Genomic DNA, 26,360 nt, shown 5'->3' with positions numbered 1-26,360 from the left:
AACTTTGCTCTCCAAATTATAGCAAGTGAAGAAACCGCAGTGGATTACAATTGGCATCGCCATATTATTAGTTATTGGCATTTTTTTATTTGGCAGAACTACTCCCAACAAAAAAAATATTGTTGCGGCAACGCATACTGAGAATGACGGTCATGATCATGGTAATCAGGCCGCTATTTCTATTGACTCCATTCTTACTCTTGCCAAAAAACAACTTAATCCAGCACAGATCACCCATCTTAGCATGCTGGAAAATTCCATTTCGAGAGGAGATGTAAAAGACCAACAATTAAAAGTATATCACCAGCTTTCTCATTTTTGGGGCGATTCTATGCGCCTGTTTGCTCCCTACGCATGGTATGAGGCAGAAGCTGCAAGATTGGAAAATTCGGAAAAAACCCTCACCTTTGCTGCCCACTTGTTTTTAGATAATCTGCAACAGGAGCAAAATCCTGGTCTTATAAAATGGGAAGCAGAACAAGCTAAAGATTTGTTTGAGAGATCTTTGAAGATTAACCCGGATAATGATTCATCCAAAGTTGGCCTGGGAGCCTGCTATCTTTTTGGAAATATTTCCACTAACCCTATGGAGGGATTAGGCAAAATAATGGAGGTAGTCAATAAAGACAGCACAAATATTTATGCCCAGATGACTTTGGTGAAAGGCTCTATCCTTTCCGGGCAAATAGACAAAGCAATCAATCGTTTATCAACTGTACACCGGCTTCAACCCGATAATATTGAAGCGATATTGATGCTGGCTGAAGTATATGAAAGAAAGGGTGATAAGAAAATCGCAGCAGACTGGTATAAAAAAAGTCTGCTATACATCCCCCGGCCGGATGTGAGGACAGAGATAGAAAAACGAATTACTGAATTGGGTAAATAAGTTTATGGTTTAATAGTTTACAAGTTTGAAGTGTTGATGTGGGAATCCAGCTTTAGGCCTAAACTTTAAATGTATTATATAACAAGTTTTAAAAAATTATTTGAGTATGCCTTGTGGTAAGAAAAGAAAGCGTCATAAAATTGCGACGCACAAGCGTAAAAAAAGACTGAGAAAAAACCGTCATAAGAAGAGGAAATAATTCTTTCTTTTCTTAGTACAGAACTGTGCTGTCCCGTTGCTGACGGGACAGTCCAGTTTCAGTTGACTGGTTGTTTTGCCGCCCGTATTAGTTTGCATCCCCGCCAATTTGCTGCAACTTTATCCCACCGCAATCAATGTACGGATTACTGGCAACCGGGTTTACAGCACTAAGGACATTCATTTATGTAAGCTGTAATGAACAAAGAACTCATTATTAATGCTGCTCCTCAAGGCGTTGAAATTGCTTTGCTGGAGGATCGGAAGTTGGTGGAATTGCATAGCGAAAAAAGCGATGCCCGTTTTGCCGTGGGAGACCTTTATCTTGGAAAGGTAAAAAAGCTCATCCCTGGCCTAAATGCCGCATTTGTAGAAGTAGGCTTTGAAAAAGATGCGTTCCTTCACTATACTGATCTCAGCCCCTATGCCAAATCATTGCTGAAGTTCACGGCGCAGACCATGAACGATAAAAGTGAAAATGGTCTTGATTTTGGCAAGTTTGAAATAGAACCGGAGATCATCAAAACAGGAAAGATCAACGAAGTGTTGGGCGGAAAGCCGAATATCCTCGTTCAGATCCTGAAAGAACCGATAGCAGCCAAAGGGCCAAGGTTAAGTTGTGAAATATCTCTGCCGGGACGTTTTGTCGTGATCACCCCCTTCAACAATATTGTAGCCGTTTCCCGTAAGATACACTCTTCCGAAGAAAGAAAAAGACTGCAGAAAATAGTTGAAGCCATCAAACCTAAAAATTTTGGTGTTATCGTTCGCACTGCTGCTGAAGGAAAGAATACTGCCGAGCTGCATGAAGACCTTTCTGAATTGGTAGAAATGTGGAAGACTATTCAGCGAAACCTGAAAGGAGCTGCCGCACCGGCTAAAATATTAAGCGAGCAAACAAAAACAAATAGCATCCTCAGGGATCTGCTTAACGCTGATTTCAACCGCATAGTGGTAAACGACCGCACTATTTTCACCGACACAAAGAATTATATCCAGCGTATAGCTCCTGAAAAAGCCGATATCGTTTCGTATTACCAAAATGGTTCTCCCATATTTGATTCATTTGGTATAACCAAGCAGGTGAAATCATCGTTTGGTAAGACTGTGAACATGAACAGCGGTGCTTACCTCATAATCGAGCACACGGAGGCATTGCATGTTATCGATGTGAACAGCGGGTACAAAAGCGTAAGCAATAACCAGGAACAAAATGCCCTGGAAACAAACCTTGAAGCTGCTGAAGAAATTGCCCGCCAATTACGTCTTCGAGACCTGGGAGGCATCATCGTGGCAGACTTTATAGATATGAAGCTGCCGGAAAATAAACGGAAGCTGGTAGAAAAAATGGAAGAGTTCATGGAGCCTGACAGAGCGAAACATGCAGTACTTCCTATTTCCAAATTCGGCATCATGCAGATTACCCGCCAGCGGATGAAACCGGAGGTGAATATCAATACACAGGAAGTCTGCCCCAGTTGTAATGGCACCGGTAAAATATCTTCCACCTTGTTACTCGAAGATGAGATTGAAAAAAATCTGAATTATCTCATTACTCATCAGCATAAGAATCTGAAACTGGTGGTGAACCCCATCATGTACGCTTATCTCACCAAAGGATGGCCCTGGAAAACGAAGATGGCGGCATGGAAAAAGAAATTTGGACAAAAAACAAGAGTAGAAGCTGATACCAATTATCATCTTACTGAATACAAATTTTTTGACCAGCGTGATGAGGAGATAAAACTTTAAGCCCCTCTAAATCTTCCGCCGCAGGCGGAGAGACTTTCGAAGTATTCTATAGATTTGATAACGATAAGTGATGGCCTGTATCGTTATCATAAACCGCAACTTCTACTGTCCCACAAAAAACACTGCATTGCAAAACATCAGCTTTCCGTTTTCCCAGAAATTTCGAAAAAGAACATTGTCGGCTAAATAAGAAACGGCCCCTCTTCCCATGTCCTGTACGCCGAAAAGCAATCCGTCTTTCAATTTATCCTTCAGCTTGTACCCTACGAACCCAGCGACCTGGTTTGTTTTTTTAATTACACCTGTATTCCAGCCATTTTCTTTAATAAAATCATACACGTTTGTATCCATTTTCAATGTATGATAATAATTGGGGTAGCCATACATCAACGGGTGTGTATTATCAATCTCTACCTTGTAAATTGAGCCGGGTGTTGATGCCGGAAGTCCGTCTCTTTCCCGGTTTTCAAAAGTAGTGAGCAACTTATAGGGATCTTTTTTGGCGGCAGTGTCTTTATCATCATCTTTTTTTAGATGCATAACACTCCAATCTTGTTTTGATAGTTGTAATACGGCATTTTCCAATGCTACTACCCGGCCGCCGTTCCGTATCCATTGTGCAAATTGTTCTGAGGATGACTTCTCATTTAGAAAACGATAGTTGCCGTCAGGCATTATTAATACATCGATCTTGTTCCAGTCAGTGCGGTTAAAATCATTAGCATTGATTAACGTGATGGGATAATCCAGTTGCTGCTCAAAGAAAAACCAAACTTCTCCTGCCGCATTTGATCCTACACCTTCTCCTGTTAACATCGCTACTTTTGGCGCTTTAACAGGATGAACTTTTGAGCTGCCGAAATCAAATCCTTTGTCCACCATCCCGGAAGTGACGGGACTCATCTTAACTCCACTCTCATTACAAACTTTACTCACCATCGTCCACAAGCCTGCACCCCATTTATCATTTCCTTTTTTCAAAATGATGATTGAGCCGCGGCCAAATTGCTGACCGTTGATTTCAAATGGCATTTCAGCAAACCGAACCTTGATTCCCTGCTTTAATAACTGTGCAGTTGCCTTTGCCGAAGACATTCCCTGCCATCTTATTATGTATCCATAAGCATCTGCGTTGCTATTTTGTAACTCTTCTTTTTTATAAGGTCCGGCTACGTTGATTTTTTCCTTGCTGGCATAAGTCGTCAGGCCATATACATAAGGTAATGACCAGGCAGTAATATCATAGGTAACAGAGTCAACCAATTTTGATTGTGGCTCAAATAATACCTTTACCATCGTGGCTTTCGGTTGCAGGGCACTAATCACAATATCGCCGGAGGAAATACTAAAGAATTCATCTTTACCCGTGTGATAGTTATACCCCCTTCCATTTCCGCTGCCGCTGCCATATTGGATATCATTTTTATCCAATAATTCCTGCAGTGCCTTGACCCTCTCTGCGTCACCGGGATTATTTTTGATTACATAGGTTTTATAATCGCCAACCAAGCCGGCTACGCCATTATTAAAAAACTTTCTGAACTCCTTTACCAATGCCGAAGCATTTTGAGAAGCAATTTCAATTGTACTAAGCGATGTGGTATAATGGTGTATCGCCCTGTCGTATAATGTCAGGGTATCTCCTTCATCGGTATCGACGCCTAAGCCCCCGGCGCCACCGCCGCCTTGTTCATAAGTCATTCCTATGGCTCCATTATAAACAGGATACGTATCGCCGTAAGAAGGATAGAAGAGATCAAATATTTCTTTGGTAAAATAAAGCCAGCCATGCTGATCAAAATATTTTGCGTGGTTTCTGCCAATAGTTGCCTGGAAGTCCCGTTGCCATTGCGTAATAGCCTCGTGATATGGTTGTGCCGCAGGAGCAAAATAGTAAGGCTGATTGATTCCCTGCTCATGATAGTCGACATGAACCTGGGGTAACCATTGATTGTATACCGCCATCCGTTGTTTACTTTCCGTTTGTGTTTGCCATGCCCAATCCCTGTTCAGATCAAAATTGTAATGATTCGTTCTGCCACCCGGCCACGGTTCCCGGTGTTCACGGGCATCGAGTCTTGGATTGTAGCTTGTACCTACTACTGAATTAAACCAATTAACATAGCGATCCCTTCCGTCGGGGTTTACACAAGGATCAATAATGACAAGCGTATTCCTGAGCCAGTTTTTTGTTTGTGCGTTTTTAGGATCAACTAATGAAAATAACGTCAACATGGATGCTTCTGACGATGAGGTTTCATTGCCATGTACATTATAACTAAGCCATACTATGGTAGGACTGTTTTCATTTGGAGCCGCCTTATCCTTTCCAAGTCCTGCGAGGCGGAGATTGTTGATTCGAATATTTTCGAGGTTAGAAATATTTTCTTCGGTTGAAATAAATGCCAGGTATAAGGGTCTGTGTTCATTGGTTTCACCATACTGCTGCATCTTTACTAAAGAAGGCATTGATTGAGCCACATGTTGAAAATAGCTTACTAACTTCCAATGCGGAGTATACCTTGAGCCAATCTTATAACCGAGAAATTCTTCGGGAGATTTCAGTTGGGCAAAAGAACAGATCACTAACAGAAGAAGAGGGAACAAGATCATTTTTCTACTCATGCAAAAAGATTTTAGCGAAGTAATGAAAAAAAGAAAGGTGAAAAGCTTGAACTTGAATCATTCAATTGCTTTTCACCTCGTCGTATCTAAAAAACAGTACAATAGATTACATTAATCAATAGCCCTCGTTTTGAGTAAGATTAGAATTTACTTTCCGCTCCCTGTCAGGAATTGGGAACACCAATTTTGGTGAGTTCCAGGCAAGCGGACCAACACTTCCCTGTGTACGCTTTATATCACCTAAAGTAAATCCTTCAAAGGCTAGTTCCAGTTTTCTTTCCTTAAGGATAAGTGCTAACGTCAGATCGCCAGCAGCATATGGACTTAAATTCACTCTATCCCTTATTGTATTGATATCATCCACAGGAGCGTCCCCTACTGCAGTACCCAACCTAAAATTAGCCTCAGCCCTGGTTAAATACATCTCTGCCAGCCTGATTATATGAACTGCCGAATATACCATGTCAAACTTACCTGTCCTGACCGAACCATCGTCGTAATAAATTGACAGGCGATCATCATTGGGTTCAAATTCATCTATGAAAGAAGTCGATATATCAATATCTCCACGGCCGAGGGGTGAAAAATAGGTGTTAAAGCTGTTCGTTCCCTGTGAGTTGGTAACCTGCATTGCAAATATGTCCTCCTCGGTATTTCCGATTACTTCGTTAGTATTATTGGAATTAAATGGGAAAGCATCAACATAAGTCGGAGCAAGATCGAATTGGTTTGATTCAATCACCCTGCTGGCAGCGGCGGCTGCATTTGCATAATCTCCTTTTTGTAAGTACACCCTTGACAGCATAGCCGCAGCCGCATACTTGGATGCGAAAAAACCATTGGAAGCAGGTAATAGCGCTTCAGCTTCTGTAAGATCTTTAATAACCTGTGCATACACTTCAGCTACTTTTGCTCTTGGCTTTTTGTCTTCTTCACCCAAAGGTGCCCTTGTTGGTTCCAGTACAAGCGGAACGCCATCGTTATTGGCAGGATTGCCGTCATTCCATGCTTTGGCGTATAATCTCACCAGGTCAAAATATAATGAGCCCCTGATAAACTTTGCTTCAGCTTCTACACGATTCTTTTTATTGGGCAGCACTATATCTACTGCGTCCAATACATTGTTTATATCGTTTATGGTTTGGTAAGTGTCGGTCCAGGTATCAGTAACATCAGAATTATCGACCGGAATTTGCTTATTATAAATCTGGGTCATTGTTTGAAATGTACCGGACCAGTTTATTGTGGCCGATGAGTTCCCTAACAGTTCACTTCTAACAAACAAAGAACCGCCATATACATCTGCATCGCCCAAATCGGAATAAGCTCCTACGAGGGCCGCTTCTACATCCGAACTGGTCAGCAAAGCTTCATTTTCATCGATACTCTGGGTTGGATCAATATCCAATTTCTTTTCGCAAGATGTTGTCATTACAGCCACAAAACTTGCTATGATTGTAACACGGAAAATATTTTTCATAATCAGATTATTAATTTTAATTAAAGACCAATGTTGATTCCGAAAACAAGTGCTTTAACCTGTGGAGCTGAATAAAAATCAACCCCCTGGTTAATATTGCTTGCCTGGTAGTCAGCATTCACTTCAGGATCCCATCCTTTATAATTCGTGATAGTGAAGAGGTTTTGTCCTCTCACATACACACGAACTCTCTCAAGCTTGATTTTATTCAAAATAGATTTAGGTAGATTATAACCTAAAGAAACAGCTTTCACCCGCAGGTAAGAACCGTCCGAAATATAGCGGCTTGAGTTATTGGTTCCGTTAGCTAAAAATTGTCTTGCCTCGGGAACCATTGTAATATCTCCCGGCTTTTTCCAGGCATTTAATTGATCTCTTGTTTGATTATCAAAACCATTACTACCACTAGCCGACATATATTGACCACCTCCATTAAAAATTTCATTTCCTTGTACTCCCTGCAGCAATATCTCAGCATCGAGTCCCTTAAAAGTAAAAGTGTTTCTCATGCCATAGATAAAATCTGGATTGGGATTCCCAATTACGACATCAGCCGCCTGGTTATAATCATTGGTAGTACTTCTGTCCAAAGAACCATCAGCCTTAGGCGTATTCAAAATGTATAAGGCGTCTCCGTTATTGGGATCTGCACCTGCAAACTCTCTTGCTACAAATACTCCCAACGCCTCACCTTCGCGAGCCCTGTTAACCTCACCTAAGCCTAACTCCTGACCGCTCAGGTCCTCAATTTTATTTTTATTTAACCCAAAGTTTAGACTTGTGGACCACCTGAAATCTTTTGTGACAACATTATCCGAATTGATAGTAAACTCAATTCCTTTGTTTTTCAACTTGCCGACATTGTTGATTTGCGTAAGAAAACCTGTTGTGCCCGGTACTTCTACATTTAACAACAAGTCTTTGGTCTTCCTGGAATATACATCCACCTCGGCGGAGATTCTATTATTTAAAATTCCAATTTCAAAGCCGACATCCACACTGGAAGTTGTTTCCCATTTCAAATCAGGGTTGGCCAACTGTGAAGGATGTTGACCGGGTGTGCCAGCATATGCTGCATCCCCTGAAAATAATCCTAAGGAACTGAAGTTTCCGATTTCAGCATTACCAGTCAATCCATAACTTCCTTTCACCTTAAGAAAACTGATGAGATTAGACTCTTTCAGGAAATTTTCCTCAGACAATATCCATCCGGCAGAAATGGCTGGAAAAAATCCCCACCGACTGTTTTTTCCAAATCTCGAAGAAGCATCAAATCTTCCACTTACATTCAGCAGGTATTTATCCATTAGCTTATAATTAGCCCTGGCGAAGTAGGACAAAAACGAAAACTCAGTTTCTGAGGACGAAGCATCTGATTTTGTAGCGGCGCTTGCTAATTTTTTATATGCTTCGGAAGGAAAGGCCTCTGCAGTTCCGGTAGTGTTTATCAAATTTTGATTTTGATAACTCATACCTACCGTAGCTTCGATATCATGATTTTCGTTGATTAATTTATTATACCTAAAAAAGTTGTTTGTAGTGAGGTTTAACAACATATCGTTTGAAGTAAAACCACCACCTCTTGGATAACCATTATTTCTTTCAGTAACTGGTGAGTAGTAAGCTTCTTCCAGTTGGCTAAGTTGATCTACACCAAACTCCGTTCTAAAAATCAGGCCACTAAGTATTTGTGCCTGGCCATAAATGTTGCCCAAACTTCTGCTAACCGTAGTAAGATAAGAAGCACCGTCCACACTTAGCAAGGGATTATAGTATACAGGATAATTAGTGTTTGGACCGCCCGGATTGCTCGCCCTGTTAGGATCAGAAGCTCCACTTAATTTTCCGGTTCGTGGGTCGATAATTGGCGTAATTGGAGACAGTGCAACAATCTGTAAAGGAGTTGCAAAGCCGTTATCATTCGTAATCCTGTTATTTAAAGTACGGATAAGAGCCAGATTGACGCCAAGACTTAACCAATTGTTGATCTTATGGTCAAGGTTTAACCTTCCGCTATATCTTTTCAGATCATTACGAACCATAATGCCTTTTTGATCGAGGTATTGTCCGCCTACATAAAATGTTGTCTTATCATTTCCTCCACTTAAACTTAAATCGTATTGAGAGATAGGCGCTCTTTGAAAAGCCTCGTCCTGCCAATCTGTATTAACCTTGTAAGTTTTGTAATCATCATTTCCTGCAGAATATCTTCTCATCCGGCTTTCGGCGAACGCAACGTAATCATCGATTGCCTCCTGCTCGGTGCTATATCCCGAAAGCCCATTAGCAAAATCATACCGTCCTCCTCCTTCAGCTGCCTGGTATGTATATTTCACAAATTCTTCGGCATTCATAAACTCCATTTTATTGGTAGGTTTTTGAAGGCCCGTGAAAAAACCAAAGTCAATTTTTGATTTTCCTGCTTTACCTCTTTTAGTGGTAATTAACACAACTCCATTGGATGCCCTTGAACCATAAATAGCAGCTGAAGAGGCGTCTTTTAAAATTTCAATGGATTCAATATCATTTGTATTAATATCTGCAAGGGGACTTGTAGTGGCGCCATTACTTGACAAATCGGCTGTGATGACAGGAATGCCATCTATAACGTATAAGGGCTCGTTGCCCGCAGTTACAGATGAAGCTCCACGTATTCTCACCTTAATGGCCTGCCCAAGTTTACCATTTTGTTGTTCTACAAAAACGCCAGCAGCCCTACCCTGAACTGCACTTTCGAAGCTTGTTACGGGAGTATTACCTAACTCCTTAGCTCCAACTTTTGCGACAGCCCCGGTAATGTCTCGCTTTATTTTAGTTCCGTAACCAACAACAACTACCTCGTCCAAATTTTTTGTTTGGCCGGTTACCAACGCAACATCAATGAAGATTCCCGTAATGGCAACCTCTTTACTATCATAACCTAAGTAAGAAAAAGTCAATGCGGAGGCTTTTTCAGGCACTTTTAAAGAAAAGGTACCATCGACTCCTGTCATCGTTCCTGAACTGGCTCCTTTTACAATCACCGAAACTCCTGCAAGTGGAGTTCCATTAGCATCGGTTACTTTTCCTGAAATTGTCTTGGTTTGGGCCCATAAAAAATGGCAGCATAATAATAGCGCCGCCAATAGCAGTGGTTTTGGAATTCTCATTTGGTATTAATTTAAGTGAAATATAAGCTGTTATGACAAGACAATATGATTAGATGCTGCTTTTTCATGCCCCAGACCCAGAAATAAATCATCCAAGCTTGCTCATTGTCACAAAAACAAAAAAGGATGCTACCGCATCCTCTTTAATCCAAATTCCAATTTTCTTTATTCTCTATCTCTGCTCCCCAAATAAAGCATAATATATTGAACTAAGGTTACTACTGCAGCAAGAGCTGCTACCACATAAGTCATTGCCGCCCATTTTAAAGCATCTTTGGCTTTAGGATATTCATCCGCTGTCGTTGCATTGGTTTGGTTAAGCCAGGCTAAAGCTCTCCGGCTGGCATCAAATTCCACCGGCAATGTAATTAAGGAGAACAAAACTGTTATAGCCATTAGAATAATACCGACCAACAAAACGGTGGTATTACCACCCGAGGCCGCCATAATTACACCTACCAATAAAATCCAGTTTACAAGGTTAGAACTGATTTGGACTGCCGGAACCATTTTGCTCCTCATGGTGAGCCATTGATAAGCCGTAGCATGTTGCACAGCATGGCCGCATTCATGAGCAGAGACGGCTGCGGCAGCTACACTTGTGCCGTTATAAACATCGGGACTGAGGTTAACGGTTTTATTGACAGGATTATAATGGTCTGACAAAAAGCCATCTACAGAAATTACTTTTACATCATATATCCCGTTCTCTCTCAGCATTTTCTCCGCTATCTCCTTTCCTGTCAAGCCATTTCTGAGGGGCACTTTGCTGTACCTCGTAAACTTGCCCTTAAGGACCATAGAAACCAACATACTTATCCCCAAAAAGAGGAAAGAAACAATCATAATGGATGGTGTCATTTTGAAAAATTTTTAAGTTGTTTATAATCTATAACAAACTTGCAGCCATTTAGATTAGCGCCTAATTTTCAGCCTTTTTGTCACTTGAGCAAATGACTTTTCTGTAGGTGACCGCAAGATTCGCCCAAGGCGGATCGTTTAATTAAATACAAGAAAACCAAACTGTTATAAGGTATTTTTCATAGCCATCGCCATTGACATTGAAATTTAAACTATCGCCGGAAGTTATTCACAGCACAAAAATTTTATTTTGAAATGTTGGCTAGAATTGTAACTTAGCTATAGAATTTAATGGGTTAGTAAGTAAGGGGGTCAATCAAAAGATTGGCCCCTTTTACATTTAAAAAGGCTAAACAGTTTTTCTGTCTCCTGATTTCCTCTTTTGCTCTTTACGAATAATTTTTTTTTTTTCAACATCCATCTTTTCCCGCTTCTTAACTAATCTTTTATTCAACTATTGCTATCAGTTATCTTTATCGCATGAGTAAAGTTAAAACAACTTTCTTCTGTCAAAATTGCGGATATGAAAGTGTGAAATGGATAGGACAATGTCCATCATGTGGTCAATGGAATACGTTTGTAGAAGAATTGATTCAAAAAGAGACAAAGAAAACAAACGATTGGAAAAATTATCACGAAGAAAAAAGAAGCAACCGGATCTTATCACTAAGTGAAGTTAAAAGCGGTGAAGAGAAGAGATTAGTTACAGCAGACATAGAGCTTAATCGTGTATTAGGCGGAGGCATTGTTCCCGGAAGTATTATTTTGGTTGCAGGAGAACCGGGTATAGGCAAGTCAACGCTTTTTTTACAAAACGGATTGTGGTTAAAAGACAGCATAGTACTTTATATCAGCGGCGAAGAAAGTGAGCAACAGATAAAGATGAGAGCTGACCGGATGAAAATAAATCCTTCGGTCAATGCCGGATCAATAAACACGCCGGACAATTTTTACTTATTGACTGAGACATCTACGCAACAAATTTTCCAGGAGATAAAAAAGCTAAAACCGGAATTAGTTATTGTGGATTCAGTTCAAACATTGCAAACTCCGCTTATTGATTCATCACCGGGTTCAGTATCACAAATCAGGGAGTGTGCGGCGGAGTTTCAGCGCTTTGCAAAAGAAACAAACACTCCTGTCATCCTGATAGGTCATATTACAAAAGATGGCAGCATTGCGGGACCTAAGATTCTCGAGCACATGGTCGATACGGTTTTACAGTTTGAAGGCGATCGTCACTATGCCTATCGCATTCTTCGCACTTTAAAGAATCGCTTCGGCAGCACATCCGAGTTAGGAATTTATGAAATGACGGCTGAAGGAATGAGAGGGGTTATCAATCCCAGTGAAATATTGATAACTCAAAAGGAAGATCAGCTGAGCGGTATTGCCATTGCGGCAACTATTGAAGGTATGCGCCCTTTATTGATAGAGGTACAGGCTTTGGTAACACAATCGGTATATGGAACCCCGCAACGTACTGTGAGCGGTTTTGATCTCAGGCGTCTGCAACTTTTGTTAGCCGTGCTGGAAAAAAGAGGTGGCTTTCATTTTGGCTTAAAAGATGTTTTTTTGAATATTGCCGGTGGCCTTAAAGTAGAAGACCCATCGATTGACCTCGCTGTTCTCTGTGCACTACTTTCGTCTTATGAAGATGTTCCGTTAAGCCAGCACATTTGTTTTGCCGGCGAAGTTGGATTGAGCGGAGAAATAAGAGCTGTTAACAGAATTGATCAGCGGATTGCAGAAGCGGAAAAACTGGGCTTTGAAAAGATTATTGTATCAAAATATAACCAAAAGGGTTTATCCAAACAGAAGTTTAATATTGACGTGGTGACGATGGGACGTGTGGAGGAGGTATACCAGTTTCTTTTTGCCCCCAACCCCTAAAGGGGAGTTTGAGAAGGCTCTGAAAATAACAACAACTGATCAGTGTTGTTATTTTAATTTCATAGGTCTAATTATACCTGATGATTAGTATAAAAGAAATAAAGGACTCGGTTGTTCACTTGTTATTTCCACATATTTGTAGTGGATGTGGAAATGATATACTCGACCCCTCATCTGCTCTTTGCCTGCGATGTATGGACGCCATGCCCGAAACAAATTTTGAATGGCATGCGAACAACCCTGTTGAGAAAAAATTGTGGGGACGGTTAAGACTTGAAAGCGCCACCGCACAATATTATTTCACAGGTGAGTCGTTGATGAAGCGATTGATGCACCAATTTAAATACAAAGGGAATAAGGAGCTAGGGCTGCAGTTGGGTAGAATGATGGGTGAAAGCATCAGCAGATCTGGCAGATTTGGTATAGATGCATTAATACCACTACCTCTTTTTGCCGCCAAAGAAAAAAAGCGTGGCTACAACCAATCCACGGTTCTATGCGAAGGAATAGCAGAAAGTTTACAGGTGGCTGTACTAAAAGATATTATTATCCGTTCTCAACATACCGACACGCAAACCCAAAAAAGAAGGATTGAGCGGTGGCAAAATATGGAAGGCAAATTCATTCTTGTAAAACCAGGGTCCATCAGGGATAAACATTTACTGCTGGTGGATGATGTGATCACAACCGGCGCCACATTGGAAGCTTGTGGTGCGGAACTTTTGACAGCAGAAAATGTTCGGTTAAGTATAGCCACCTTGTGTACTACAGCACATTCCTGAGCGGCTATTAATACCGACGAGACATTAAAACAATATTAATGAAAGCATCGAATGTCTCTCGGCATTATACCGGAAGCTTATGACATTACATGAATGTCTAAATGGTATAAATTCAAAAGGTTCTGTTTATTTTTGACGCTACTGAATCCTATTTAAAATTAACTGATGAGAATTGCCTTACTGATTACGCTAGCCTTTGTTCTTCTTTTACATTCCTGCAGGAAAGATTCATTTATTACTTCACCTGATGCCAGCGTGGCAATTACCGTCGACACACTTCACTATGACACCGTTTTTACATCGGTGGGTTCTGTTACGCAGTCGTTTAAAATTATCAATGATAACGATCAAAGGTTAAGACTTTCTTCTGTAAAACTGATGGGTGGCGCTGCCTCAAACTATAAGATGAATGTAGACGGACTCCCGACAACAGAAGCTTTTAACATAGAAATTGAAGCCAATGACAGCATCTATGTTTTTGTCCAGGTGAATGTAGATCCCAATGCCGGCAATCTCCCGTTTATCATTCGTGATAGTATACAGGTAAGCTATAACGGGAAAAATAAATTGGTGCAATTGGAAGCCTGGGGGCAAAATGCACACTTTCTTCGAAACAAAGAAGTTATTTCCAACGAAACATGGGTCAATGACCTGCCTTATGTCATACAAGGTTATCTATATGTGGATGCAGGACAAACTTTAACGGTGGCTAAAGGTTGTCGCATTTATGTACACGCCGATGCCCCTATTATTATTGATGGCAGTTTGAAAGTAAATGGTGGAAAAGATACGATTGACCGTGTATACTTCCATGGCGACAGGTTAGATGAGCCTTATAAAGATTTTCCTGCTGCATGGCCAGGCATTTTTTTCAGAACAAGCAGCAAGGACAATGTTCTGAATTATGCCGTTATCAAAAACGCTTACCAGGCGATTGCCCTGCAGGATCTTGCCCCTAATACCAATCCAAAACTCACCTTAAATGAATGTGTAATCGATAATGCCTATGATGCAGGCATTATTGCCCTGAATTCAAGTATCAGTGCAACAAACTGCCTGGTGAGTAATTGCGGAAAGAATATCGCTATAGGAAAAGGTGGAAACTATGAATTCAATCATTGCACCATAGTAAGTTATTCCAACCTTTTTATTCAACATAAAGACCCGGTGCTGAATATCAGCAATACAGATGGTACTGCAACAGCTCCGCTAAATGCACTGTTTAGAAATTGCATTTTCTGGGGCGACGATGGCTCAGAAAATAATGCACTGGTGGAGAATGAAGTGGTGGTAACAAAAGCTGCCAGTGACATAGTAAACTTTGACTATAATCTTTGGCGTGTCAAGACCCCACCCCAAAATATTATCAGCCAAAATATTATCAGTAATAACCCACCGCTGTTTGACAGCATCAATATTTCAAAAAACTATTACGACTTCAGGTTACAACTGGCATCACCAGCCATTAATGCAGGAACCAATACTTCCGCCAACATTGACCTGGATGGTAAGCCCAGGCCATCAGGTCAACCCGACCTTGGCTGTTTTGAGAAGCAATAGTCTGAACTGGGATTTATAGGATTTTAAGGATTAAAAAGGAAATAGGCGTGAGATTTCAGCCTACCTTTATGCTTCATTTTTCTACAATTAATTTAATGATATGAAAACGTTTATTATTTCTCTATTATTGGCTGTAACATTAACCGGTACATCAATCTATGACTTTAAAGTAGCGGGATTGGATGGCAATGAAATTGATTTTGCCAAATTCAAAGGCAAAAAGATCATGATTGTAAATACCGCTTCAAAGTGTGGTTTAACTCCACAGTATGAAGGCCTGCAGCAGTTATACGATAAGTACAAAGACAAATTAGTCATCATTGGTTTTCCGGCCAATAACTTTAATGGACAGGAACCGGGTAGCAAAGAAGAGATAGCCGAATTCTGCAAAAAGAATTATGGGGTTACTTTCCCTATGGCTGATAAAATATCTGTGAAAGGTGATGATATGGCACCGATTTATAAATTCCTGGAAGAAGAAGCTGCAAAAAAAGGTCTGGCTGACCCTGTGAAGTGGAATTTTGGAAAATTCCTTGTGGATGAGAAAGGAAATCTGATTGCAACGTTTGCACCAAAAACATTACCGATGAGCGATGAAATTTTGAAGTACCTGAACTGATCTTTTTACACGTACCTATATTGCCTGCTTGTTTCTGTTTAACTTTAAGAAAATGAGAAAAATGCTTTCTAAAAAAGAAGTTTTAAAAAGCCTGAAAGATCTGCCTGATGAATTTCCGGTTGACGAAGCGATAGAAAGGTTGATCGTTTTACAAAAAATTAACCAAGGCAAAGCTGAAATACAGCAAGGCAAGGGACTAACAACAGCGCAAGCAAAGAAAAAACTAAAAAAATGGCTCAGTTAATATGGGCTCCTTCTGCGTTAAAAGATATTGACCTGATTGCAAAGAATATCTCAAAAGACTCAGTGCTGGCCGCTTAAAATATTGTTCACCTCTTTTTTGAAAAGGCTGAAATTCTGATAAAATATCCTGGTTTCGGTAAGCCTGTTCCCGAAGTAAACAACTCAAAGCTTAGGAAATACTAGTAAATCGCTACCGTATTATTTATGAGCTTTTACCGGATGAAACAGTGACTATTATTACAGTTCATCACCAATCAAGACTGTTGAAGAATAATCCTGCCATAGGAAGAAAAAAGGGCTGACTCAAAACGAGCCAGCCCTTCGAATACGCCTGAAAACTCTGCTAGTGCTTCACCAATTTTATAATCTTCCTTTCTTTACCCCCGGTTAATTCTACCAGGTATAATCCTGCTTTATACTTTTCACCAAATGTCACAACACCCCCTCCCTGCAGATTTTGCTTTTGCTCAATCACTCTGCCCAGGATATCCATTACTTTCAAACTCATTCGCTCTGACAAAACAGGGATGTTCAGTGTAAAATAACTGGTTGAAGGATTGGGTAACACCTGTAATGCTAAATTGGTGCTCGCAACTATTGGCTGGGTAATACTCCTATTTGAAATTATCTGTGTACTGTTACAGCCACCCAACATATCACCATGTGAAAGGTGCGTAGGCACTTCTGCTGTTCCTACTTCAAGTGTCATGCTGTTATTATGGCAAATGAAAACTTTTGGATTTTTCTTGGTACCTCTTGCTGTAATGTCAATTACAGAAATGGCTTTGTAGGCATTTGCAGTACATCCATTACCATCAGTAACCGTTACAGAGTAAATCGTAGCAATTGTGGGGCTAACCGTCGCTGATGCAGTTGTCGAACCACTTGACCAACTATAAGAATATCCAGGACTGCCCCCCGAGGCCTGCGCTGTCAATGTAATCGATGATGCAGGGGCATAACCAATATAAACAGTATTCGGAAGAGTGCCCGATGACAATGCATATGCATCAGGGATACTTACAGCAGGGTTTCCGTTCACAACAACCGCTGTTTCGCAGGCAACAGAATTGCCCCAACTATCAGTCGCTGTCCACTTGATAGTACTTGTGCCAATGTTAAATAGGCCACTCGCATCATTTGATAAACCGGTTCTTTCCGTCGCACCGGTAATAACAAAGCTATAGGTTACCACATCGCCGCAATCATCTGAAGCAACAAAAGCAGGAATAGTATAAGTGTTGTTATTGCTTGCACAGAACGTTGATTGGGCTGTGCATGATGTTATTGAAGGAGCTGTTGTATTACTAAACCGGTAACGGGTAAATACCGGATAGTGGTCAGAAGTGCTGGAACCGTAGTTGCTCACCAGGCTTGCTACGTCACTCAGCACATTAGCACTTGCAGACAGGTAGTCGGGTTGCACTTCATTGGAAACGACCACATGATCGATCATATCATTATAACTCACCGTTGATTTCTTACCAGCTTCACTAAGTGGCAAAGTGAGTGCGGTGAAATTGGCAGCATCCGTTGTAAATGAACTCCAGGAAGTGGTAGTAAATCCAGCCGTGATCGACTGATCCAAATCGTCATTAAAATCGCCAAGAATAACAATGTTATCATCAGCATAATTATCCTTTAGCAGCGTATACAACGCATCTGCTCCTTTTTTTCTTCTGTCATATGAAGTAGCCGTGGGTGAAGTATTGGCTTTGGCATGAACGAGGATGAATTTTACATTCTTTGTTACACAGTTCAAGGTCACATCAGCACTCATCATGAAAGGATAGCGTCCGCTTGCCCAGTAGTTATAATTGGGATTATTCAGATCCTCTGCTGTATTAACTCCGGCTGTCAGCAATGCAGTTGTCGTAACATTACTGAATACCGAGATCTTATAAATGAAGGCCAGTTTTTGTGCTTCACTCAATGGGCCAGGATCAGTTTCGAAAGGATTTGTATGCGAACCATAATTACCTATTACATACGAATAGCCCGGCATTTGACTGACAAGATTTGCCAGCTTCGATTCATCAACCACTTCTACCAGGCCATATACGTCGGCGCCGATATTCTGTAGAATTTCCTGAACGTTTGCCTGCTGCTGCGCTTCATTGGTTGGACCATTTGCTGTACTGCCAAACCATTCTATGTTCCAGTTAACTACTTCCAGCGTAGTTGCAGGATCAATACTGGTACCTTTCAGGTTTACGATTGTTGAAAGGCCGGGCTGTGTTGCAATGGTAATAGTGCCTGCAAAATCCTGGTTGTTTTGCGTTGGTGCAAACTGTACATACACTGTTTTGGAAATATTATTTGCCTCTTCTGCGGTATAGGTTAACGAGGAACTATAACTGCCACCATCTTTTGATACCGCAAATGCACCCGTAGCATTTATTGTTATATCTCCGGTAAGATCATTTCCTATAAAGGAGAATGTTTTAGCAGAACTTGAACCGCTTGTGGTGTAGGCAAACTGAATATCTGTCGTTGCTACCGTAAGGCTTGGCGGTGGCGGTGTGGGCGAATTGCCGAGTGCCATATCGTCGACGGTCCATCGTGCTCCTTCATCATCATCCGAGAAATAAACAAAGGCAAAGTGAACATTCGGCTGTTTGAATGATGACAAGTTAATGTTGGATGAGAAGGTCCAGCTATTAGAAGCCTGTGCTGGAAACTTACCATTGATGTCCGTCCACGTTGCCAAAGCAGGATCACCACTTACATAATCAGTAGAAACTTTTAGTTGCAAGGGCTGACCATTAAATGCTGTACGACTCCAGAATGAAAGTAATGGATAAGTTGTGGCAGTCAGGTCAAATGATGGTGAAATAAGCCAGTCATGATTAGGAACATTTGTACCGTTTGCAAAACCATTGATCTGTACGCCGCTGGGGAATGGTACTGTACCGGATGGAGCTGATGGATCCCTGCCAAATGTGGTGCAGGCCCAGGTGATATCACCCGTTGTGCTGAATTGGGAGAAGCCATCACTGATGCCAGCGGTGCAATTCTGAAAATTAGCTACATAAACATTAATGCCCGTTGTAAATGTCCAGTCACTGTTATTGCTGATGCCTGCAAAACCATTTCCGTCAAGGTCTGTTACTACACCATTATCCATTTGAATGTAGTAGCCTGTATTCACTTCGAGATTATTGAGTGTAAAACTGAGGCTATTGGGTGTGGCTGTTATGTCAGGTGAATTAATATCCAGCGTTTGAAAAATACTGTTGTCTGCCTGGCGCATCACCCTGATGGTACCTGATCCCTTTTGAATATCTTCATTAAACTGCGCAACTACAGCGGTATTGACAGATACATCTATCGCACCGTTAACAGGAGAAACAGCAGTGATTACAGGAGGTATTATATCAACGGGGTTAGCTTCAATAGTAAAATCATCAACCGCCAAACCATCATCGGCGCCGGAAGCATTTACATCAACCCACCGGATTAAAAATATTGCACCGGCAGGTATCGACAGATTTCTTAAAGTATAGGTCAACGATTTTCTGTATGCAGCTGTATTTCCATCTTTTGCGCCAATAGCAGCTGTATTAGGTGTAATAAAATCCAGGATTGAAACATCTGTCCATGTCCCATTCGAAAGCGTTGTTGCGTCAAGGCTGTACTGAAATGATAGTTCATCCGTTCTGGACGCTGCACCTGAACGCCATTGCTCACCGGTGTAAGTAATTTTTAGTTTGGTAATGACAGAGCCGGCATTGTTTTGAATTTGTGCACCAACAGTGGACGTTAGGCTACCCGATTGTAAAGTACCAAATGCACGGTCATCGGCAGTTGTTCCAAAACTATAAGTGTCGCCGCCTGTTCCGGAACCCGTACCTGCTATATAAAGTCCATTGGCATTGGTTCCTGATTCTGTAAATAGCCATCCTGTTGGTAAAGTAGAAGAGCTGCCCGAAGCCACTAATGAATTAAAATCTTGCGAATAGGTATTTACTAACGATATATAAGGATTGACGGGAACATCGTTGTCGGCAATATTTATAGACGCATTGGCTGATCCAATAATCAGCGGACTGGTAACGCCGGTTAATGTAATATCTATTTGCTCGGTTCTTTCAATATCATTATCATCTATAACATTTAGCTGTATCGTCCCGGTATTATCTCCGGCTGCAATGGTTATAGCTCCTGATTGCGGATCGGAATAATCATCATTGATAGTCGCAGAGCCAGACAACGTATAAGTAACCGTTGCTCCTCCATCTGGTGCAGGGCCGGAAAGATTTACGATGAATGTGCCATTAGAGGATGGCTCTGCAGCATTCACTCCCGCAGCCACTGAAACGGACACGGGACCTGAACATGGATTTAATGCACTGGCAGAATTTCTTGGATTAGCTGGCGCTGCTGTAAAATCTGTTGAATTAACATTGCCATCAGTGCAGCCATTATTTGTTCTGAAAACTGCATTTGTATTGGACGGAGCCGGAGTGGGGCCGCTGCCTTCAAAACAGTTTGAAGTAGATCCAAAACCGACTTTATCCACTACCGTAGCATCGGATGGACACGAAGTGCCGGATACAATCAAACTATTTGTATTCAATAAAACCACTTTCCCTGCTCCTGCAGCCATAGGGATCGAACCAATCGCATCTGGCGCCGGCAAATCAACTGTTCCTCCTGTACCTGCAGCTTCCTGGATCAAATAATATTGACCCGGAGCTAATGTAACATTTGTAAGATCTGTTTTCTGCCATGAAGTTCCCGTTGCCGAAGCATATTGCACTGACCATCCGTTTAAGCTAACAGAACTCGTACCTCGGTTAAAAATTTCAATAAAATCGTTCTTGTAAGTGGATCCGCTGTTTCCTCCGCCACCATATACCTGGCTGATGACAACCTGCGAAAAGGAGGCATGGCCAAGGAGCAGCAATACGAAACAGTAAGCAAAAAATTTTGAGTACATTTTTCTCATAAGTGTGTTGTTTATAAAAAATAAAAACCTGGCTGTTGGCAACAGCTGATCAATATGCAAGGCAATAAAATAGTGGATGATGTAATTGGTCTTTGCCGGATGGGATAATTGGTAGTGAGCAAGCTAAGTAAAAAAGAAATATAATAATCCAATCAACAGCTAGTAAAACTACGAGTGTAGCAGGTTTAATGCAGGATTAACAATGAGATAATATTGTTTTAATGGATCATCCTGTTTGAATGAGAAGACGGTAATATGTTTTCACTCAGAATGACATTTTTGTTTTAAAAACTGCATCTCAACGAAGCTTTTTTGTTTCAATATATTTGCGGTCCATGCCATTCAGCAATATCATAGGTCAGCAGGAAGTGAAGAATAATTTAGTGGAGCTGGTTCAGCAAAACCGCCTCAGCCATGCTTTATTGTTTATAAGCAAGGAAGGAAGTGGCGGACTGTCGTTGGCCTTATCATTTGCGCAATACGTTGTTTGTACCCCCAAACCCCCTAAAGGGGGCTTAACACCCGAACAGGAAGTATCACTTTTTGGCGAAGAACCAACACCGGCAACAGCTAACCGGCAGCCGGCTACCGACTCCTGTGGCACCTGTCCTGCCTGTGTAAAGGCGCAGCAGTTGATTCACCCGGACATTCATTTTTCTTACCCGGTTGTTACAAAAAAAGCTGGCAGCCCCCCGATCAGCACTGATTATATCACCGAGTGGCGGGAGTTTATAAAAAACTATCCTTATGGCAATGTGTATGACTGGCTCCAGTTTATTGGTGCGGAAAATAAACAGGGCAATATCACGGCGCAAGAATGCAATGATATTATCCGTAAGCTGAACCTGAAAAGCTTTGAAAGCGAGTACAAAATATTGGTGATGTGGCTGCCGGAATACCTGGGTAATGAGGGCAACAAACTGTTAAAACTGATCGAAGAACCGCCGCCCAATACCTTATTTATACTGGTCGCGGAAAATGAGTCGCTCATTCTGCCAACTATTGTCAGCCGTTGCCAGGTGGTTCGCATCCCGGCGCTTGAGACCGCTGATATTGAAAAGGCTTTAATAGAAAGAAATAAAACCGAAGCTGCAACAGCCCGGCAGGTAGCCAGTGTATGTGAAGGTAATTATCGGGAAGCTCTTCAATTGGTGCAACATTCGGACGAGGACTGGCAAAGCCTTTTGCGGGAATGGCTAAATGCCATCATGAAAACAGGGCCCATTGCGCAAACCAAGTGGGTAGAGGAGGTCAGCAAACTCGGCCGGGAAAAACAAAAACAGTTTCTCCGTTATTTCAATCATTTGCTTGAGCAGGCCATACGGTTAAGGGTTATGACATCTGATAGCGGTCAGACGGGAACCGTCAGACCGGGTTCGGAGCAGGACTTTGCCCAACGACTGAACAAAATCGCAGGTATTGAACAGCAGCAGGCGATCATTGAAGAATTGGATAAGGCCAGTTATTATATAGAAAGGAATGCTAATGGGAAGATGCTGTTTCATGCTCTCACCATTAAAGTATATCATATCATTCAGGACAAAATTGTATTTTTGACAGATTGAGGAAAAAGTGAACAGTGAATAGTGAAGGGTGAGAGACGTACCCGATTCAGAATTTTTATTATATTACTCATTTGTGTTATTCGCAACTACATATATCACATCGGATATTCAGTACAAAATGCTGAATGATGAACAGAAAGTACAAGAGTGCGACGCAACGATTGCTTAATAGACATTCTGCTGCCGGGTAAACAAATTCCCTTCTTCCTCGTTTAAATTACAAAGTAATAACTACAATGGGTTGTACAAGTTGCGGTACCGCTACAGGCGGCAAACCAAGCGGATGTAAAAGCAACGGCGGATGCAGTACCGGCGGGTGCAACCGTATGAATACATACGACTGGCTTCATAACCTGCCCATAGCAGATATGGACAGTGCCTGTAAAGTGATCGAAGTAAGCTTTAATAAAGGGACGCGGAAAGATTTTTTCAGAAACCCTTCTCTCCAGCAATATGAAAAAGGCGATATGATCGCCGTGGAAGGTGTGAGTGGTTTTGATGTGGGTGAAGTTTCACTAACCGGCGAGATCGTCAGGCTGCAAATGAAAAAACGTAGCGCCAGGGAAGATAATCCTGAAATGAAAAAAGTGCTGCGCCCCGCCAGCGACCGTGACCTGGACCTAATGGCACAGAACAAATCCCGTGAACCGGAAGCCGTAATTCGCAGCCGTGCCATTGCCAAACAGTTGAAACTGGAGATGAAGATCAGCCAGGTGGAAATGCAGGCGGATGGCAGAAAAGCAACATTCTTTTATATCGCCGATGGTCGTGTCGATTTTCGGGAACTGATCAAAGTATATGCATCGGAGTTTAAAGTAAAAGTGGAAATGCGCCAGATAGGTGCAAGACAAGAGGCAGGTAAAGTAGGTGGCATTGGTAGTTGTGGCCGTGAACTTTGTTGCAGTACCTGGCTTACTGATTTTAAATCGGTGAATACAGCAGCGGCCCGTTACCAGAATCTTTCGATCAACCAGGCAAAGCTAAGCGGGCAATGTGGACGTTTGAAATGCTGCTTGAATTATGAGCTGGATACTTACCTGGATGCCTTGCAACATTTCCCTGACAACTGCGATACACTCAGAATAGCGAGGGGTACGGCATTTTTGGCGAAGAAAGATATTTTCAAAAACCTGATGTGGTACACATTGCCGGATAGTAATAAACAATACCCGCTAAGTATTGAACGGGTGGTAAAAATAAGGTCGCTGAACCACCAGGGCGTCTTCCCCGAAGAACTGGAACCGGTAGAAGTAGTTTCTTCCAAACCAAAAGAAGTGGAGCCTGAAATGGCTGACCTGGTAGGACAGATTAGCTTGCAGACATTGGAGAAAGCGGATAGAAAACGCCGTAATCAACAGCAACAACAAAAAGGGCAGCGCCAGGGACAAAGACCGCAGCAAGGAACAGGTAACAGGAATCCTTCGGCAAGCTCAGGACCAACGGGCAACCAACCTGCTACCGGACAGGCAAGTAAGCAACAGGGTAACCAACAACCTAACAGACCTCAACGTCCGCAGGGAAACCAGGGACAGCAAGGTGGAAATAATCCAAACAGACCGCAACAACAAAGACCACAGGGGCCGAGGCCACCGAAACAACAGCGGCCGCCACAGAAGGGGAATTAGGGTTTTGCTACGAATTATACGAATGGACACGAATTCAACTAGTAAATTTTCACCTGTCTTAAAATATCGATAGCAACCAGTTGAAGTACTAATTCTTTTTCAGGACGGGTCATTGTACTTTACAAGGGAGGAGACTCGTCTGAAAAGCAAACAAATATTTCGGTATATCAAGATTAAAAACCGTCAGCGTAATAATCAATCTTTCCTTCTTTGGTACGTGCAAATCGGATATCATACTTTTTTTCATATTGATCTGCGCAATCCTGGGAACAGAACCATCCAAAATTTGGAACCGGTACATTTCCTTCTTTATGACATTCCGCTGGCGAAGGAACCATCTTGTCATCTATAAATTCCGCAATTTTCTTGTTGCAATTTTGGCAATTGCAATCTCTATTATTATCATAGCTTGTGACGACAAATTTTATATCTCTCATATTATCTCCTGACTACCTATAGAGGTTTTTCATTCGTTCGTTCTTTTGAAAATCGAATAGTCCCTGTAAAAATATATCAAGTTACTAACAGGTTAGTCATTTATAAATCACAGGGTCTTCTTTTTGCGGAATGACCAGCTCAGGACTGAGATTGGGAAAGCGAGTCTGTAGTATTTTTAAATCTTTGCCTTGTGTATCGATAAAAACCCAATTTGCACCTTTATCACCTGAAATACCAATTAAGGTTGATTTTGTAACCATTCTTCCCTCCGGTGTCTTCATCTCTAACGTTTGCGGAACAGTACACTGGAGCTCGGTTTTAAATTGGATAATTTTCAATGGTCTGCTAATAGTACAATTGACAATGGAAAAACCATCGGCTTCCATCGTCTCCATACTTTCTTTCAGCACCTCCACCATTTTTTCTTCCCCTCTTAACATTTTGACAACCTGCGGATGCGTAAATTTTACAAAGGCTTTGTAATCCTTAGCCACTAACAATTCAGCCATAATTTTTCCCTGTTTTTCAACATTGTCCAGGTAAACAGAATCTTCCTGACTGACCTGAGCCGTAGAAGAAAAAGAGAGTAGAATGGCAGTTATCAATATCCAGCACTTCATACAGTAATAATTAAAGTGATAACGTAAATATATAACACGGAGCAGCTAAACCAAAACAGAACTCCCCGCTTTCGGGTCGTTTTTTCTTTTCTGACGAGTCTCCTCCGGCGGAGGCCTTCTCCTATAAGAAAATCAGCAGAGGGACTAGTCGGAATGCCGTATCTTCCTTTCATGTCCATTCATCAGAAAATAACCCACCCGGGTATATATTGTATCAACTTTACGAATCATGAATGACTCCCGATAGAGATTACCGTGAGTTTATGAAATTTAATACTGAAGGCATTTCGTTTATAAGCGATGAGTCCCTCTTTGGAGATAATGGAAGTTAGTTAGTTTACGCAGGAGGAAACTTGTCGGGAAAGGATAATTGGACGAGAATTACAAGATATATTTAATTAAAAATTATGAAGTCAAGTTTTAATTTACTCGTAAGCAGAAATATAGATGATGGAGTAGGTGAAATTGAATTGTTAGAAAAGCAATTTAATTTTAAGCTGCCGCCTCTCTATAAATTGTTTGCGCAGAGTTTTTATCTAGGTGAGAAATACATTAAACGAGAAGTTTTTTTATCACCTACTTATCATGAATATTTTCCTTGTACGACATACAATTTTTATCATAATGGTGAGGATATAGGATTTAGTCATTTTATTGAAATACAAAAGGCGTTTTCTGTTTACGCATCTGGAGGGTTAAGCGACTTTCTATCCGACAATATGTTTTTTCCTATTGCCTCTTCTGATGGTAACGGTCTGTACCTAGGAACTCAAACTTCTAGTATTGATAAAATATTTTGGGATAGAGCTGATGCAATGGAACCAAGGATGATAGCTAACAATATATTTGAATTTGTTAGAGGAATTCAAATTAAACCAGCATCAACTTTATACGGAGACGTGCTATTTTCACAGCTTTATAAAATTTGGGATGAGGACTTTTGGAGAGTTAAAAGGTAAGACAATAAGCGTTTGGTTAGTGTCACGAACCATGCAAGGTTAAAAAAAGAAAACTAGTATTGAAACTATCCGTACTCATATCTCTCTCCTTCTCTTCGTCTCCTGCCATCGGGAAGAAATAGACATTCCCATCAATGCCGATTTCTCCTAC

17 protein-coding genes are annotated in these 26,360 nt (G+C 41.4%); 10 read left to right on the top strand and 7 right to left on the bottom strand.

Annotated elements, in window-relative coordinates; all coding sequences use genetic code 11:
• Positions 1–25: 25 nt before the first annotated feature.
• Positions 26–889: a tetratricopeptide repeat protein gene (locus P2W73_RS22685; protein ID WP_276504398.1), complete on the top strand. Its 864-nt coding sequence runs from the start codon at positions 26–28 to the stop codon at positions 887–889.
• Between the two features lie 396 nt (positions 890–1,285).
• Positions 1,286–2,839 carry an Rne/Rng family ribonuclease gene (locus P2W73_RS22675; RefSeq protein WP_276504397.1) on the top strand — a complete coding sequence of 518 codons (1,554 nt, stop codon included), beginning with the start codon at positions 1,286–1,288 and terminating at the stop codon, positions 2,837–2,839.
• Positions 2,840–2,941: 102 nt separating this feature from the next.
• Here P2W73_RS22675 and P2W73_RS22670 read toward each other — a convergent pair whose 3' ends face one another.
• From P2W73_RS22670 to P2W73_RS22655, 4 genes are all read right to left on the bottom strand, one after another.
• Positions 2,942–5,464 (bottom strand): M14 family metallopeptidase, encoded by a 2,523-nt coding sequence (locus P2W73_RS22670; RefSeq protein ID WP_276504396.1) that lies wholly within the window; start codon positions 5,462–5,464, stop codon positions 2,942–2,944.
• Between the two features lie 115 nt (positions 5,465–5,579).
• Positions 5,580–6,944 (bottom strand): RagB/SusD family nutrient uptake outer membrane protein, encoded by a 1,365-nt coding sequence (locus P2W73_RS22665; RefSeq protein ID WP_276504395.1) that lies wholly within the window; start codon positions 6,942–6,944, stop codon positions 5,580–5,582.
• 20 nt (positions 6,945–6,964) lie between these two features.
• Positions 6,965–10,093, bottom strand: coding sequence for a SusC/RagA family TonB-linked outer membrane protein (locus tag P2W73_RS22660; RefSeq protein WP_276504394.1), 3,129 nt, complete (start codon positions 10,091–10,093; stop codon positions 6,965–6,967).
• A 165-nt stretch (positions 10,094–10,258) separates the two neighbouring features.
• A complete protein-coding gene (locus P2W73_RS22655; RefSeq protein ID WP_276504393.1) occupies positions 10,259–10,954 on the bottom strand; it encodes a zinc metallopeptidase in 696 nt (231 codons plus the stop codon).
• Between the two features lie 480 nt (positions 10,955–11,434).
• On the opposite strand from P2W73_RS22655, the gene radA reads away from it, so the two are divergent.
• The 5 genes from radA to P2W73_RS22630 all read left to right on the top strand — a co-directional run bounded on the left by radA (position 11,435) and on the right by P2W73_RS22630 (position 16,052).
• Positions 11,435–12,847, top strand: coding sequence for a DNA repair protein RadA (gene radA, locus P2W73_RS22650; protein WP_276504392.1), 1,413 nt, complete (start codon positions 11,435–11,437; stop codon positions 12,845–12,847).
• Positions 12,848–12,927: 80 nt separating this feature from the next.
• Positions 12,928–13,629 carry a ComF family protein gene (locus P2W73_RS22645; RefSeq protein ID WP_276504391.1) on the top strand — a complete coding sequence of 234 codons (702 nt, stop codon included), beginning with the start codon at positions 12,928–12,930 and terminating at the stop codon, positions 13,627–13,629.
• 165 nt (positions 13,630–13,794) lie between these two features.
• On the top strand, positions 13,795–15,189 hold the full coding sequence (locus P2W73_RS22640) for a choice-of-anchor Q domain-containing protein (protein WP_276504390.1): 1,395 nt from the start codon (positions 13,795–13,797) through the stop codon (positions 15,187–15,189).
• 100 nt (positions 15,190–15,289) lie between these two features.
• Entirely contained in the window at positions 15,290–15,808 is a 519-nt protein-coding gene (locus P2W73_RS22635; RefSeq protein WP_276504389.1) for a glutathione peroxidase, read from the top strand.
• Positions 15,809–15,860: 52 nt separating this feature from the next.
• Positions 15,861–16,052, top strand: a complete 192-nt coding sequence (locus tag P2W73_RS22630) for a hypothetical protein (protein WP_276504388.1) — start codon at positions 15,861–15,863, stop codon at positions 16,050–16,052.
• Between the two features lie 342 nt (positions 16,053–16,394).
• On the opposite strand, the gene P2W73_RS22625 is transcribed toward P2W73_RS22630, so the two are convergent.
• Positions 16,395–21,002 (bottom strand): Ig-like domain-containing protein, encoded by a 4,608-nt coding sequence (locus P2W73_RS22625; protein WP_276504387.1) that lies wholly within the window; start codon positions 21,000–21,002, stop codon positions 16,395–16,397.
• Positions 21,003–21,337: 335 nt separating this feature from the next.
• Between P2W73_RS22625 and P2W73_RS22620 the strand changes: the two genes are divergently transcribed.
• Positions 21,338–22,567, top strand: a complete 1,230-nt coding sequence (locus tag P2W73_RS22620; RefSeq protein WP_276504386.1) for a DNA polymerase III subunit — start codon at positions 21,338–21,340, stop codon at positions 22,565–22,567.
• 236 nt (positions 22,568–22,803) lie between these two features.
• The gene (locus P2W73_RS22615) at positions 22,804–24,192 is read left to right on the top strand and encodes a PSP1 domain-containing protein (RefSeq protein ID WP_276504385.1); all 1,389 of its coding nucleotides are present in this window, start codon (positions 22,804–22,806) and stop codon (positions 24,190–24,192) included.
• A gap of 173 nt (positions 24,193–24,365) precedes the next feature.
• On the opposite strand, the gene P2W73_RS22610 is transcribed toward P2W73_RS22615, so the two are convergent.
• Both P2W73_RS22610 and P2W73_RS22605 read right to left on the bottom strand, forming a co-directional pair.
• On the bottom strand, positions 24,366–24,629 hold the full coding sequence (locus P2W73_RS22610) for a hypothetical protein (protein ID WP_276504384.1): 264 nt from the start codon (positions 24,627–24,629) through the stop codon (positions 24,366–24,368).
• A gap of 96 nt (positions 24,630–24,725) precedes the next feature.
• Positions 24,726–25,250, bottom strand: a complete 525-nt coding sequence (locus tag P2W73_RS22605) for an NTF2-like N-terminal transpeptidase domain-containing protein (protein WP_276504383.1) — start codon at positions 25,248–25,250, stop codon at positions 24,726–24,728.
• Positions 25,251–25,657: 407 nt separating this feature from the next.
• Here P2W73_RS22605 and P2W73_RS22600 point away from each other — a divergent pair, with 407 nt between their 5' ends.
• Positions 25,658–26,209, top strand: a complete 552-nt coding sequence (locus tag P2W73_RS22600) for an SMI1/KNR4 family protein (protein WP_276504382.1) — start codon at positions 25,658–25,660, stop codon at positions 26,207–26,209.
• Positions 26,210–26,360 lie beyond the last annotated feature (151 nt).

Source organism: Terrimonas pollutisoli (assembly GCF_029360765.1).
GTDB lineage: Bacteria > Bacteroidota > Bacteroidia > Chitinophagales > Chitinophagaceae > Terrimonas_B > Terrimonas_B pollutisoli.
This window is presented reverse-complemented; position numbering and strand designations above follow the sequence as displayed.

Bases quoted from the DNA above. Each gene is read 5' to 3' on its own strand.
- P2W73_RS22675 (WP_276504397.1), top strand. From the start codon at position 1,286: ATGAACAAAGAACTCATTATTAATGCTGCTCCTCAAGGCGTTGAAATT.
- P2W73_RS22670 (WP_276504396.1), bottom strand. From the start codon at position 5,464: ATGAGTAGAAAAATGATCTTGTTCCCTCTTCTTCTGTTAGTGATCTGT.
- P2W73_RS22665 (WP_276504395.1), bottom strand. From the start codon at position 6,944: ATGAAAAATATTTTCCGTGTTACAATCATAGCAAGTTTTGTGGCTGTA.
- P2W73_RS22660 (WP_276504394.1), bottom strand. From the start codon at position 10,093: ATGAGAATTCCAAAACCACTGCTATTGGCGGCGCTATTATTATGCTGC.
- P2W73_RS22655 (WP_276504393.1), bottom strand. From the start codon at position 10,954: ATGACACCATCCATTATGATTGTTTCTTTCCTCTTTTTGGGGATAAGT.
- radA (WP_276504392.1), top strand. From the start codon at position 11,435: ATGAGTAAAGTTAAAACAACTTTCTTCTGTCAAAATTGCGGATATGAA.
- P2W73_RS22645 (WP_276504391.1), top strand. From the start codon at position 12,928: ATGATTAGTATAAAAGAAATAAAGGACTCGGTTGTTCACTTGTTATTT.
- P2W73_RS22640 (WP_276504390.1), top strand. From the start codon at position 13,795: ATGAGAATTGCCTTACTGATTACGCTAGCCTTTGTTCTTCTTTTACAT.
- P2W73_RS22635 (WP_276504389.1), top strand. From the start codon at position 15,290: ATGAAAACGTTTATTATTTCTCTATTATTGGCTGTAACATTAACCGGT.
- P2W73_RS22630 (WP_276504388.1), top strand. From the start codon at position 15,861: ATGAGAAAAATGCTTTCTAAAAAAGAAGTTTTAAAAAGCCTGAAAGAT.
- P2W73_RS22625 (WP_276504387.1), bottom strand. From the start codon at position 21,002: ATGAGAAAAATGTACTCAAAATTTTTTGCTTACTGTTTCGTATTGCTG.
- P2W73_RS22620 (WP_276504386.1), top strand. From the start codon at position 21,338: ATGCCATTCAGCAATATCATAGGTCAGCAGGAAGTGAAGAATAATTTA.
- P2W73_RS22615 (WP_276504385.1), top strand. From the start codon at position 22,804: ATGGGTTGTACAAGTTGCGGTACCGCTACAGGCGGCAAACCAAGCGGA.
- P2W73_RS22610 (WP_276504384.1), bottom strand. From the start codon at position 24,629: ATGAGAGATATAAAATTTGTCGTCACAAGCTATGATAATAATAGAGAT.
- P2W73_RS22605 (WP_276504383.1), bottom strand. From the start codon at position 25,250: ATGAAGTGCTGGATATTGATAACTGCCATTCTACTCTCTTTTTCTTCT.
- P2W73_RS22600 (WP_276504382.1), top strand. From the start codon at position 25,658: ATGAAGTCAAGTTTTAATTTACTCGTAAGCAGAAATATAGATGATGGA.